Here is a 12,210-nt window from a genome sequence, read left to right as displayed (position 1 = left end):
AGATAAAAGCAGGCTTAAAGCCTGCTTTTTAGATTCGTACTTTTTCAGTTAAGCCCTATCTAATGAACTAAGGGATTACTGCTCAGCAAGCCAGTTTTTAAATGCCTCTTTTTCCGCCGGAGACGCTTTCTGGTACATCGTCTTTAATACATCAACCATTGGGCTGTCGTTCGATGCGGCTGTTGAACGGGTATCACTAGTCTCAACTCGAGGCTCGATATCACTTACTGATTGTTGATGCTGATTCACAGTTACATAACTAACGGCAACACTCGCGATACCGCCAGCAATATTGTAGTTGCGAGATTCTTGAGGGTAATTACGACCAATTTGAACACCATCTGACTCTAATACATCTTCGACCAAAGCAATAGGTTGGCCTTTGGTATCCAGTAATTGCCAATCTAGAGGCGAGATGTTGTTTTGCGCTTGGCGAAGAGTTTTAAACTCTGGTAGTTCAAACGTTAGCTTTTCGTTTTCAGCATCAAATTTAGCAACGATTACATCACTGTAAACCGTCTTAAGGTTTTCGTTAATTTCGAATGTAGGTTGATATTTGAAGACAATTTGATTCGTTCCGTCAGGTAGTTCGATTGTCTTCTCACTAGAAAAAAGACCACCTTCTAGATCTGGCTTCTCCATGTTGACGGCCAATAACTTCACGTCTTCTGGAACCACTAAAGTCGTTGCAGCGTAGAGGTTTGTACTGGCAAAAATAGACAGTGCCATTGCCACTTTTAATGATAACTGCATAGAATTTTTCATCCTTATCTTCATAGTAAAAGACCCAGCATATAGCTGGGTCTTACAATATCAAACTGGGTATTGATTACCAGTAGAAACGAGCACCAACACCGAAGTTAGTTGCGTCGTCTGTGTCTTTGTTGTCGAAGTCAGTACCTTCGAAAGTGTAACCCGCTTCTGCGAATACACGTGCCCATTTAGAGAACTTGTATTCAACACCAGCGTAGAACCAAGAGGAGTCTGCGTCTACTTTACCTGCTTCGTCAGTAGACTGAGCTAGGTACTCGTAACCAGAGTATAGAGTTGTTTTAGGAGCAACAGCGAACATACCAGCTACAACGATGTAGTGTGAATCAACTGTTGATTTACCTAGCTTATCTTCGTTTTCGTTGTAGTAGTACGTAGCACCTAGAGTGTGCTCGTTTAGTGCGTACTCAGCAGTTACTTCAAAAGATAGGTTTTCGTTATCAGTACGCTCTGTGTGAGAAACTGTTTGCTCTACACCATTAAGAACTAGTTTTTTCTCTTTAGTTACGTTGATGTCGTTGTTCGCAGTAAGTACACCAGCGTGTAGAGATAGGTCGTTGAAAGATTTACCAACGAATACTTCTAGTACTTCTTCGTTAGAATCTTTTTCGCCTAGCGCGTAACCAGCTTTTAGCCAGAATGCGTCATTTTCGTAAGCGTATTTGATTTGAGAATCGTTGTTCCAAGCGTGACCGTATGCAGTTTCCGCTGCGTTACCACCGAAGAAGTAAGAGTAATCTGCGAAGTATACGTCATCAGCCCAAGTACCTTCTTTACCGAAGCGAAGAGTACCCATATCACCCATATCAAAACCGATGATGTGGCGACGTACGTATACAGAGTCATCTGTACGCTCGCTTGAATCAGCACCTGCGTCGTAGTTGTCACCTAGAGCAACACCGATTTCAACTTCACCCAGAACTTTTAGGCTTTCGTCAACAACGTAAACCGCGTTCACACCAGTACGAGAAGAGCTAGTGTTTAGCTCTGCTGTGTGATCAGTTTTTTCTGTGAATAGAAGAGTTGGACGTAGCTGACCGTAGAAATCTACAGAACCTTCTTCAGATTTGAATACTTCAGCTGCGTTCACTGAAGTTGCAGACGCAACTACAGCTAGTGCTAATAGAGTTTTTTTCATAATTAATCCACTGCCTTTTCTTAGTTCGGGATATCCTTGTCCGGTTCCCTTTTTTTATATGTTTGAGGTAGAGCGTTAACAAAACGTTATACAGCACCTCCTCAAAATCTGGAGCTAAGAGTGCAAAAGATTATTCTGGCTGTCAAATTTTCTAAATACCAATGTAAAAAAAACAAAATACCATTATAAAACAATAACTTGATAAGTTTACCTTTATTTATTCGACGAACATCTAACCAATCTCCATTATTATTTGTAATTTACAAAATCATCAACAAATGGTTTTTTAATCCAATAAGTAAATTTAAAAAAACAAAAAAAAGAATAAAAACCCACAAATCAGACCAAGTTGGAGTTTTATATTTTTCATATAATGAAATTAATTTCATTAAGATAAGGTTCAATATTTTTTTGTGAAGGAGATCTACATTCCTTATAAAAGCATTCCGTTTTGTGAACTACTGTACAACTAGTGATGTGTGCTACTATTCGCCTCCAACGCATTTGAGGCCCGTATGCTGACCAGTAACATTCAAAAATCGATTCGTAATAGCTATCAAAACCTTCAAGATCAACTTGATAACTTTGTGCCTAGAAGAGCACAAAACTACCTTGTTGCAGAGATTGCAAAAACGCTGTGCGGTCAGTATCACAAATCTAACCGAATACTCGTTGCAGAAGCAGGGACTGGAATTGGTAAATCGCTCTCCTATCTAATGGCGACCATTCCCGTGGCTGTACATAACAATAGAAAAGTGGTTATCTCAACGGCGACCGTCGCTCTGCAAGAGCAGCTCATAAATAAAGACCTCCCTCTTTTTCGTCGGATTACCGACCGAGAGTTTTCTTTTATTTTGGCAAAAGGCCGTCAACGCTATTGTTGCGCTGAAAAGCTCGCTACTGCTAGCGGTGCTGATGGTGGCCAGTTAGCCATGTTTGAAACCAAACCTAAGCAAAAAGATATAGAGCTGTTAGAAACAATGCATCGCTCTCTTGCGCAAGGTAAATGGGACGGTGACCGTGATTCTTGGCCTAAACCCATCGACGATAAGCTTTGGCAACTGATTGTCAGTGATAAACACAGTTGCAATAACAGTTTACCAGGCCACCGCGGCTGCCCATTCCAAAAAGCGCGCTCAGAGTTGGATAAAAACGATGTCATCATTGCTAACCACTCTCTTGTCATGGCAGACGCAGATTTAGGTGGCGGCGTGATTTTACCTGAGCCAGAAAATACGATATACGTCTTCGACGAGGCACATCACTTACCTCACGTCGCTCGTGACCATGCTTCAGCATCTGCGAGTTTAAAAGGTGCGGCAGCATGGCTTGAGAAGTTAAATCAGTCGATTAGTAAGTTTTCATCACTCGCAGACGAGAAACGCGTAGCTCGATTTCGCAACGACCTTCAAGACGCGGTTCAGAACTTGATACCGGCACTGACTCAATTGCCCAAACAGTTCGACCCAGCTCAATTTGAAGAGGGTATCTACCGCTTCGAACACGGTGAACTACCTGAGTGGCTAGAGAACCAATCCAAAGAACTAAAACAGTTCAGTAAAAAAGCAAATCAGAGCGTGGCAAAAATTGCCGACCTTATTGCGGAAAGAGTAAAAGACGGGGAGCTTGCGACAAGGTTGGCTGAACCAGCGCTTGCAGAGCTCGGTTTCTACATTCAAAGGTTAGAAAACCTAGCGCAAGTATGGCATTTAATGGCTGAACCAACTCGTGAAAAAGGTGCGCCTTTAGCTCGCTGGTTAGAAACCCACCCCGATCGCGAGGGTGATTTCATTGTGAGTGTTTCGCCACTTGAAATTGGATGGCAACTCGACCAACAGATTTGGAGCAGATGTATTGGCGCCATTTTGGTTTCCGCAACGATGCGTGCATTAAACTCTTTCCATTACTTTTGCCATCAGGTTGGTATTGATGGAAAACCAGAATCAGGCACTCAGTTTTTAGCGCTTGCGTCACCATTCGATTACCAAAACCAGGCAGAATTGCTCATCCCTGCGATGAAATATGAACCACCAGCGCCTCAATTTACTGAATATCTTATCGAGATATTGCCTAAGTACTTGGAAGACAAGAAAGCCAACTTAGTATTATTCTCATCCTATTGGCAGATGAACCAAGTCGCGAAGGCACTCTCTTTGAAGTTCATAAAAAAAGGCTGGGCGTTGCAAGTTCAAGGTGAAAGCTCACGTCAAGAAATTCTAAAAAAACATAAAAAGTTAATAGAATCAAATAAAACCAGCGTCTTATTTGGTACTGGCAGTTTCTCTGAGGGGCTAGACTTACCTGGCGAATTACTTGAAAACTTGGTGATTACAAAAATTCCATTTGGCGTTCCAACCTCCCCTGTTGAGCAGGCTCATTCCGAATACATTGAGAAAAAAGGAGGAAACCCGTTTATGCAAATAACTGTACCAGACGCAAGCAAAAAGCTGATCCAGAGCGTAGGTCGCTTACTGCGTAAAGAGAGAGATTCTGGTAGAGTAACGATTCTTGATCGACGCCTAGTCACTAAGCGATACGGACAAGCCTTAATCGACTCACTACCTCCATTTAAACGTAAAATAGAATATTAGAAGAATCACCATTTATGGAAATGATTGAGCCAACCATGCTGTTGGTGTTGGCGCTTGTCGCTTTTGTCGCAGGATTTATTGATGCAGTTGCCGGTGGTGGTGGCATGCTTACCGTACCTGCTCTACTTTCGCTAGGCTTGCCGCCTCATATTGCACTAGGCACCAATAAACTTGCCGCTACCTTTGCTTCTTCTACTGCAGCATTTACGTACTACAAAAAACGTCTATTCAAACCTCAATGCTGGAGGCGTGCATTCGTGGCAACACTCGTCGGAGCGACATTAGGTACGCTATTTGTAGATGCGATTAGTACGGATTGGCTGGAAAAAGGATTGCCGCTTGTTATTTTGGCGGCAGCGTTGTATACCGTTTTTCATAAAACACCCCACTCTGCTCATCAAAGTCCAATACCCGAGCCTTGCCCAAAACTTCATAAAAAACAGTACATGCAAGGCTTATCCATAGGATTCTACGACGGACTCGCAGGGCCTGGAACTGGGGCTTTTTGGACAGTAAGTTCAATGGCGCTGTACCGACTGAATATCTTGCTCGCCTCTGGCTTAGCAAAAGCAATGAACTTTACCAGTAACTTTACCTCTTTGATCACTTTTGCATTCCTCGGACACATCAACTGGGTGCTAGGCTTAACAATGGGAGTATGTTTAATGGCTGGTGCTTTTGTTGGCGCGCACTCCGCTATTAGATTTGGTTCTAAATTCATTCGTCCTGTATTTGTTACTGTCGTCAGCATACTAGCCATTAAATTGGCTTATGACGCATGGTTTGTAGGCTTGTCATGAACATTTCTCAACTCCAGGAAAATCTAGAACAAATGGCGAAGCAAGCCGCTGTTCTTGACCGTCAAAGAGGCGAACATCATGTTCCGCTTTTTGATGAGCGTTTATTTGGTTGCCGCTCTCGCTTACTTACTCCTTGCGTAAAAGAAGCAAAAGCCACGCTGGATGCGATTGTGCGTGAGCAAAATGAAGGTAAGCTCACCGCTTTGCGTGCTGAGTACCTCACTGAACGGTTAGTGGCGCAAATCGGTGCAATTCAACGCGAGATTTCTACCACTAAAATTCGTAAGAATGAAATCAAACATAGCAGCTATTTCCGCAAGCCTATCAACGTGCTTTATCAGGAACTCGCTCAACACCAAGAGTGGGCAAGACGCTTGCGCGAGATGGTGTTAGAAAAAGAACGTGCTGTCGAAAGCGCTCCGAGTTTTATGCGTGCCGACGCTCAAAAAGTATTACTAGCAACCGAGCAACGTTTAGCGCGTTGTGAAGCAGCACTTCTTAAGCTAGAGAACCAAATTACACATAGGGAAAAACATCAATAATGGCTGATCAACCAACCTCGCCTTTAGATGACGCACCTGAAGAGATCAAACTGGCTGTCGATTTAATCTATTTGCTTGAGAGCAATGAGATAGATCCAGAAGTTGCGCTTAACGCTTTAAAGATCGTGCAAAACGACTTAGAAAACAAATTAAAAGCAAAGTAGCTCAGAGCGTTTCAATCCTTTCACCGAGACTCATTTTCAGTGCTCTTACACAATGATACTATTCATAAAAAAGTACGCCCCCAAAAGGATAAATAATGAAAGTAATCAGCTTTAACATCAATGGACTACGTGCGCGACTGCACCAACTCCAAGCGCTAATCGACAAACACCAACCTGATGTGATTGGTCTTCAGGAAATTAAAGTTCACGATGAAGCATTCCCGATTGAAGCTGTCGAAGCCATGGGCTACAAAGTGTATTTCCATGGTCAAAAAGCACATTACGGCGTAGCAATGCTTTGTAAGCAAGAGCCTCTACACGTACAAAAAGGGTTCCCGACGGATAACGAGGAACATCAAAAGCGCATGATCATGGCAACGTTTTTAAATGAAAACGGCGAAAAGGTCACTGTGCTAAACGGCTATTTCCCTCAAGGGGATAACATCAGCCACGAAACCAAATTCCCATACAAGCGCCAATTCTATAAAGATCTGATGACCTACCTAAACGATCATCACAATAACGACGAGCAATTGATTGTTATGGGTGACATCAACATCAGCCCTATTGATGCAGATATCGGTATCGGCGAACCAAACCGTAAACGTTGGCTAAAAACAGGTAAATGTTCATTCCAACCTGAAGAGCGCGAATGGTTGAAAACCTTACTAGACTGGGGCTTTGTGGACACCTTCCGTAAGCTATACCCAGAGGTGAACGATCAATTTTCGTGGTTTGACTACCGTTCTCGCGGTTTTGATGATAACCGTGGCCTACGAATTGATGTCATTTTGGCAACCCCTTCTCTAGCGGAAAAGTGTATTGAATCTGGTATCGACTATGAGCTTCGTGGTATCGAGAAGCCTTCAGATCACGCACCAATCTGGTCAACATTTAAGTAATATATTGCAAAGCTATAAGCGAGACTCAACGCTAAGCTTAGTCCAATAAAAAGGGAGACTCAGTCTCCCTTTTCATACAAATTACCAGTTAATCACTGATTTAGCGGCCAAACCGTTTGACCATCAATAGTTATCGGTGTTTGAGCAAATTCGTTCAGACAGTAGCCTGTATTACTACTTGCAAAGTAAGTGAGCGGCATCGGCGGTAGATTCAGCGCCACAACCTGCTGTTTCGCTTTTTCTGTGAACGAGAACCCCCACATATCGAGATAGCTAGTCATATCTCGCTGAGAGATGTAGCTCAGAGCAATAAGCAACCAGTCGTTGTTCGAGATGCTATTTGCTTCTTCCCGAGAGTAGTTGGCAAAACCAATGCTCAATCGTCTCTCATCCCAAAGCGCGTCGTCCGATTTTAAGCGGTTAAACTCACGTTCAATCAGGTGCAAGCGCGCCAATAAATGCCAACCATTTTTAAGCACACCTTCATGCTGCGCCGCCATCATCATTTGAATGTAAACACGAGCGCCCCAACTCCAACTGGTTTGATTTTGCGCAGCCATGTATGCGTTTGGATCCGCTTGAGTTCGGCTAGCTTGCAATAATTCAAACTGGCCTTTGAAATCCAAGCTTTGGCAAGTTGAAACTTTTCCCGTATTCTGGAAGAAACGAGACTTACTGTAATACGAGTAGTAATTGGTCGTTGAATGCCCTTCCCAGCCTGAAAATCGGAATCGACCTTTTTCTAAACCATGACCAAGCTCATGTAAATCACCGTGACCGAGTGGGCTGAATGACCAGTAAGCATCGTAAGGGTTACCCGAACAACCATAACCACACGTCGCTTGGTCAGCGTTCATGTGCTTCACTATATCAATATTGGCGATTTCCCAACCTTGGTTTTGGGCGTATTGAATAATTTCAGGCACTTCATCTATGCCCGGCCCTTGGAAACCTGCCAGCACATGCGGGTAGTTGTGAACATATTCTTCTGTTGCAAGCGCCATTTCCGAAGGGGTAGACCACATTTCATCGTTGACCGACTCCAACATTTTGTCGCGCTTTGAGTGTACTTCAAACCCAGGAGTGATCAGCTCAGCCCAATCGAATAAATTGGCTTCTAACTGTTGAATAAAAGCGTCGTTGTCCTTCTCACTTCTCCAAACTGGATGCTGTGCCACATGATTAAATTTCAGTTCAACCGGAACATCATTTTTGTCAAAGTGAACCTGTACTGGACCACCATAAGGAGAAGTCAGCGTGATGGTTTCACCCGGCTTTACTTCATAGCCGAATGAAGTCAGCAGTTTTGGTCGCGTGTATCCATCTTTGCTGAACTCATGAGTTGCACCACTTCTTAAAGTGTTGATGACAATCTTAGTCGCCACATCATTGCTGTCATTACGTTTAACCGTAAAGGTTTCCCCAGGAAGCGCATACACACCAGCCGAACGGAAGTTACGCTTTGATTCCATATTAATCGTTGCACTGATTCTCTTTATGTCAGGGCTAAACTCACTACGGCTGAAGTTCCCCATATTTGGTTGTTTTGGGTTTACGCTTCGGCTGTTGTATTGCACGTAATCGGCAAAGTACGACTTTAGGAATTCGGTCGTTTGGGTTGATTGTTTGTCCATCGGGAAGACAACCGTTTGACGATAATGATCAGCCAGCAATACCATGAGTTTTTCGTATTGGTAGCCGTTTTGATTAAACAAATCTACTTTTTGTTCATCAAGCTTTTGCAACCAATGGCGAATGCTGTTTGCCCCTGCATAAAATTGACTGTCCATATTCGCAGTGTCAGGGCAGGATTTGTCATCACACTTTGACAAGTCAACGTTGAAATTTTGAGATTCAAAACGAGACAACAGCGCTTGTTGTGTGATGACAGAGTCCGGCACAACGTTCATCAACGATGAAGGTTCCCAGTCGACCAAGCCTAACTTACGCCAATAGTTATCTCCCACATAATCAACATGGAATTTTTCCAAAATGTCTTGGCCAAGATCAGTTAGTCCTCCATCCCAATGCAGGTATAGAACAGGAATTTGGACTTGCTCAGCGTATTCCAAAGCTTCGAGTACTGGTTTGTTGGTATCTCCAGATTGCAGATGCTGTGACAAGATCAATAAGTTTGGAGTATTGGTTTGCAAGCAGCTAAGTAGCTTCGAACCATCGCATAGGTTGGCCTCGTTAAACGCCAACTCTTGTGAAACATTGTCTTTCAGCCAATTCCGAGTCGCTTGCTCATCCGGAAAGTAATAAGACTGATCCATTTGCGCGATGACGACGTTTGAAGTAACTCCGCCCGACAACCAAGTGACCAGGTTACTTAACCATTTCGTCATCGCTGCGTTGGAAGAGTCGGGAAAACGTTGTGCCGTTCTAAATGGGTTACTACCTAATAGTGCGTAACGTTGACCATTAGACTTTTCCCCGGCAACGCCAATTGACAGAGCTTGATCTTTGTAACCGCTTGCCATGGCCTTATTGGTCATCAAGATGGTGTCGTTGAAGCCATACTGAGGTGCCAAGATCGCGGCATCATGGGTTGGATCCCAATAAAGACCTGAAAGGCTTTTCGCAATTGCAGATTTGATCGTATTCGACTGCATCTTGTGGGCTTCTACAACCTGACGACTTTCTCGAATGAAATCGCTCGGGTCAGAAACGAGCAGTGCATTACCAGTTTCCAGAGCTTGTTGAACTGGAGCTTGCGTTGGTTTTACTTGAGCATTAGGTTGTGATTCTCCCTCTCCCCCACCACATCCTGTGGCTAAGGCGGCAATGCCCAACGATAGAATTGTTTTTTTCATTTTTACTTACTAAACAATGAGTTTATCGAATGTTAATGTAAGTTAATGAATAATAAGAAATAGTCTTTTACATCGGCTGGAAAAATAGGAATGAAGATAACAAAATTATCAAAAGCAATAGCACCCACTCCGGTGCTATTGCCTCTATTGATAATTAGCTTAAAGGACGCAGATAAGCTAAGAAACGCTTCTCTGCCACTTTGAAACACCACAAAATCATAAACGTCAGTGCCATGTAGAACAGCCCCGCCGTCAGGAAAGACTCAAATGGTGCATAGTAGCGCGAGTTAACTAGACGCGCAGCACCAGTTAAATCCATGATGGTAACGATGCCCGCGACTGCACTTCCGTGCAGCATAAATATGACCTCGTTGGAATAAGCTGGTAATGCTCGACGCAATGCACTCGGCAAGATAATACGTCTGTATGTCATAAACTTACTCATGCCATAGGCTTTCGCAGCTTCCACCTCACCTTTCGGCAAACCATTAATCGCACCACGAATAATTTCTGCGGTGTAAGCCGATGTATTCAGAATAAAAGCGACCAAAGCACAGAACCAAGCGTTCTCCCACAAGGTATCTTTCACAGGGAAAAACTGATCCATGCCGTAGTAAATCAAATACAGCTGAACCAATAGCGGCGTTCCACGGAAAAAGTAAATGAATCCCCAAGAAGGTAAGCTTAGAGCGTAATTGGTACTATTGCGTGCCACGGCTAATGGGATAGAGACACACAAGCCAATAACCAACGCTAATCCCACTAACCAAACTGTTGTCCAAAGTCCCTGAAGATAAGTTGGAAAGCTTTCAATAATCAAAGAAAAGTCCATAACTTACCTCGCATGAATACTGAACTTACGCTCAACAAGCTTGAGTAGCCCGGTCGAAACGCTGGTAAAAAATAGAAAGATGAGCGCGACAGCCATGTAAAAGGTGAACGGCATTTTCGTTGTACCTGCTGCCAATGAGCTCATTCTCACCATGTCATCCAGACCAATAATGGAAACTAACGCTGTGGTCTTAAGTAACACTAACCAGTTATTACCAAATCCAGGTAATGCATGACGAATCATCTGAGGAAGTAAGATTCTTCTAAACGATAAAGCAGAACTCATCCCATAAGCTTTCGCCGCTTCTAATTCACCCTTGTCCACCGCCATGATCGCTCCACGAAAAGTCTCCGCCATGTAGGCGCCAAAGATAAAACCAATCGTGAGTACACCAGCTATAAATGGGCTGACATCAATATAATCAGGTAAGTAAGACGTCCATTCATGGTTTGGATCACTCGAGGCAAACCACTCGTTGAGCGTTTCGTTGATGGAGTAAAGGCTGTTATTTAAAAGTATTTGTCCACCAAAGAAAATTAGCATCATCAGAACCAAATCTGGAATGCCGCGAATAACGGTGGTGTAAAGAGTGGCAATCGCCCTTGCCCATTTGTAAGGTGCTAACTTAGCTAATGCGCCAAGCATGCCTAAGACCATGGCGAGAATGAGTGAAAGCACTGCAACTTCTATTGTTACTAAAGCTCCCTTCAAAATCGAAGCTTCGTATCCTTGTAAATCTAGCATAGGTGAGTTCCTAATCCCTAAACTCAAAAAATCGACCGTTGACTACTTCTAGGAACAAGCCAACGGTCGCTTAATTACGGTTTATTCACCGTACACATCGTAGTTAAAGTATTTACCAGCAATTTCTTGGTAAACACCTTTCTCACGTAGTGAAATAATTGCTGCGTCGAGTTTCTTCGTCAGATCTTTGTCTTGTTTACGAACAGCGATACCCATACCTTCGCCAAACCATTTTGGATCGGTTAACGATGGTCCAACAAACTCATAAGCTTCGCCACCTGCTTTGTTGATCACACCCTCTTCTAGAGCAGACGCATCACCTAAAACGGCAGCAATTCGACCATTTTCTAGATCAAGATACGCTTCATCAAAAGAGCCATAACGCACAATTTCAACATCATCGCCGTAGTTGTCAGTTAAGTACTTGTCATGTGTCGTCGCACGTTGCACGCCAATTTTGACATCTTTAAGATTATCAAAATCTAGACCAGCACCTTTCTTAGCGATAAATTTATTTGGAATTTGTGCGTACTTGCCAGTGAAATCGACTTTTTTCTTGCGCTCTTCAGTGATAGACATTGCTGCGATGATGGCATCGTACTTACGTGCAAGCAGAGAAGGAATAATACCATCCCAATCTTGAGCGACGATTTTGCACTTCACTTGCATCTCTTCACAGAGTGCATTTGCCATGTCTACGTCAAAGCCTTTTATTGAGCCATCAGTTTCTGTCCAGCTAAACGGAGGGTAAGCACCTTCGATACCAAAGCGAACTGTTTTCCATTCTTTCGCTTGGGCAACACCTGATACTGCCGTTGCAGCAATCGTTGCTGCTAATAACCACTTTTTCATTTCCATACTCCTGTGATTGCTATTTTATTTCGTTTTGTTTGTTGTGTTGGCTTAGGAG

General features: G+C 43.3%; 11 protein-coding genes. 5 read left to right on the top strand and 6 right to left on the bottom strand.

The annotated features are described in order from the left end of the window. Positions 1-75: 75 nt before the first annotated feature. Entirely contained in the window at positions 76-753 is a 678-nt protein-coding gene (locus R7190_RS04440) for a DUF2057 family protein (protein ID WP_017634732.1), read from the bottom strand. A 76-nt stretch (positions 754-829) separates the two neighbouring features. Further along, positions 830-1,909, bottom strand: coding sequence for a porin (locus tag R7190_RS04435; protein WP_005378424.1), 1,080 nt, complete (start codon positions 1,907-1,909; stop codon positions 830-832). A 515-nt stretch (positions 1,910-2,424) separates the two neighbouring features. On the opposite strand from R7190_RS04435, the gene dinG reads away from it, so the two are divergent. The 5 genes from dinG (at position 2,425) to xthA (ending at position 6,908) form a co-directional block, all read left to right on the top strand. After that, positions 2,425-4,500 carry an ATP-dependent DNA helicase DinG gene (gene dinG / locus R7190_RS04430; protein ID WP_042522117.1) on the top strand — a complete coding sequence of 692 codons (2,076 nt, stop codon included), beginning with the start codon at positions 2,425-2,427 and terminating at the stop codon, positions 4,498-4,500. Between the two features lie 14 nt (positions 4,501-4,514). Next, complete coding sequence (locus tag R7190_RS04425) at positions 4,515-5,300, top strand: sulfite exporter TauE/SafE family protein (RefSeq protein ID WP_005387866.1); 786 nt, start codon at positions 4,515-4,517, stop codon at positions 5,298-5,300. After that, entirely contained in the window at positions 5,297-5,842 is a 546-nt protein-coding gene (locus tag R7190_RS04420) for a primosomal replication protein (RefSeq protein ID WP_033905048.1), read from the top strand. The genes R7190_RS04425 and R7190_RS04420 overlap by 4 nt, the downstream gene beginning before the upstream one ends. Continuing rightward, entirely contained in the window at positions 5,842-6,006 is a 165-nt protein-coding gene (rsmS, locus tag R7190_RS04415; protein ID WP_005378432.1) for a pleiotropic regulatory protein RsmS, read from the top strand. Before R7190_RS04420 ends, rsmS begins: the two co-directional genes overlap by 1 nt. Positions 6,007-6,101: 95 nt before the next feature. Continuing rightward, positions 6,102-6,908, top strand: a complete 807-nt coding sequence (xthA, locus tag R7190_RS04410; RefSeq protein WP_005378433.1) for an exodeoxyribonuclease III — start codon at positions 6,102-6,104, stop codon at positions 6,906-6,908. Positions 6,909-7,000: 92 nt separating this feature from the next. Here xthA and R7190_RS04405 read toward each other — a convergent pair whose 3' ends face one another. The 4 genes from R7190_RS04405 to R7190_RS04390 all read right to left on the bottom strand — a co-directional run bounded on the left by R7190_RS04405 (position 7,001) and on the right by R7190_RS04390 (position 12,152). Further along, positions 7,001-9,724: an ImpA family metalloprotease gene (locus tag R7190_RS04405; RefSeq protein ID WP_186584395.1), complete on the bottom strand. Its 2,724-nt coding sequence runs from the start codon at positions 9,722-9,724 to the stop codon at positions 7,001-7,003. Between the two features lie 154 nt (positions 9,725-9,878). Then, positions 9,879-10,556, bottom strand: coding sequence for an ABC transporter permease (locus tag R7190_RS04400; protein ID WP_005378435.1), 678 nt, complete (start codon positions 10,554-10,556; stop codon positions 9,879-9,881). A 3-nt stretch (positions 10,557-10,559) separates the two neighbouring features. Continuing rightward, complete coding sequence (locus tag R7190_RS04395) at positions 10,560-11,300, bottom strand: ABC transporter permease (RefSeq protein WP_005378436.1); 741 nt, start codon at positions 11,298-11,300, stop codon at positions 10,560-10,562. 81 nt (positions 11,301-11,381) lie between these two features. Continuing rightward, a complete protein-coding gene (locus tag R7190_RS04390; RefSeq protein ID WP_005378437.1) occupies positions 11,382-12,152 on the bottom strand; it encodes an ABC transporter substrate-binding protein in 771 nt (256 codons plus the stop codon). Positions 12,153-12,210: the final 58 nt, after the last annotated feature.

The organism is Vibrio sp. 1078-1, assembly GCF_033340475.1.
This window is presented reverse-complemented; position numbering and strand designations above follow the sequence as displayed.

Coding starts and splice junctions, on each gene's coding strand:
- rsmS (WP_005378432.1), top strand. CDS start 5,842: ATGGCTGATCAACCAACCTCGCCTTTAGATGACGCACCTGAAGAGATC.
- R7190_RS04400 (WP_005378435.1), bottom strand. CDS start 10,556: ATGGACTTTTCTTTGATTATTGAAAGCTTTCCAACTTATCTTCAGGGA.
- dinG (WP_042522117.1), top strand. CDS start 2,425: ATGCTGACCAGTAACATTCAAAAATCGATTCGTAATAGCTATCAAAAC.
- R7190_RS04390 (WP_005378437.1), bottom strand. CDS start 12,152: ATGAAAAAGTGGTTATTAGCAGCAACGATTGCTGCAACGGCAGTATCA.
- R7190_RS04395 (WP_005378436.1), bottom strand. CDS start 11,300: ATGCTAGATTTACAAGGATACGAAGCTTCGATTTTGAAGGGAGCTTTA.
- R7190_RS04435 (WP_005378424.1), bottom strand. CDS start 1,909: ATGAAAAAAACTCTATTAGCACTAGCTGTAGTTGCGTCTGCAACTTCA.
- R7190_RS04440 (WP_017634732.1), bottom strand. CDS start 753: ATGCAGTTATCATTAAAAGTGGCAATGGCACTGTCTATTTTTGCCAGT.
- R7190_RS04405 (WP_186584395.1), bottom strand. CDS start 9,724: ATGAAAAAAACAATTCTATCGTTGGGCATTGCCGCCTTAGCCACAGGA.
- xthA (WP_005378433.1), top strand. CDS start 6,102: ATGAAAGTAATCAGCTTTAACATCAATGGACTACGTGCGCGACTGCAC.
- R7190_RS04420 (WP_033905048.1), top strand. CDS start 5,297: ATGAACATTTCTCAACTCCAGGAAAATCTAGAACAAATGGCGAAGCAA.
- R7190_RS04425 (WP_005387866.1), top strand. CDS start 4,515: ATGGAAATGATTGAGCCAACCATGCTGTTGGTGTTGGCGCTTGTCGCT.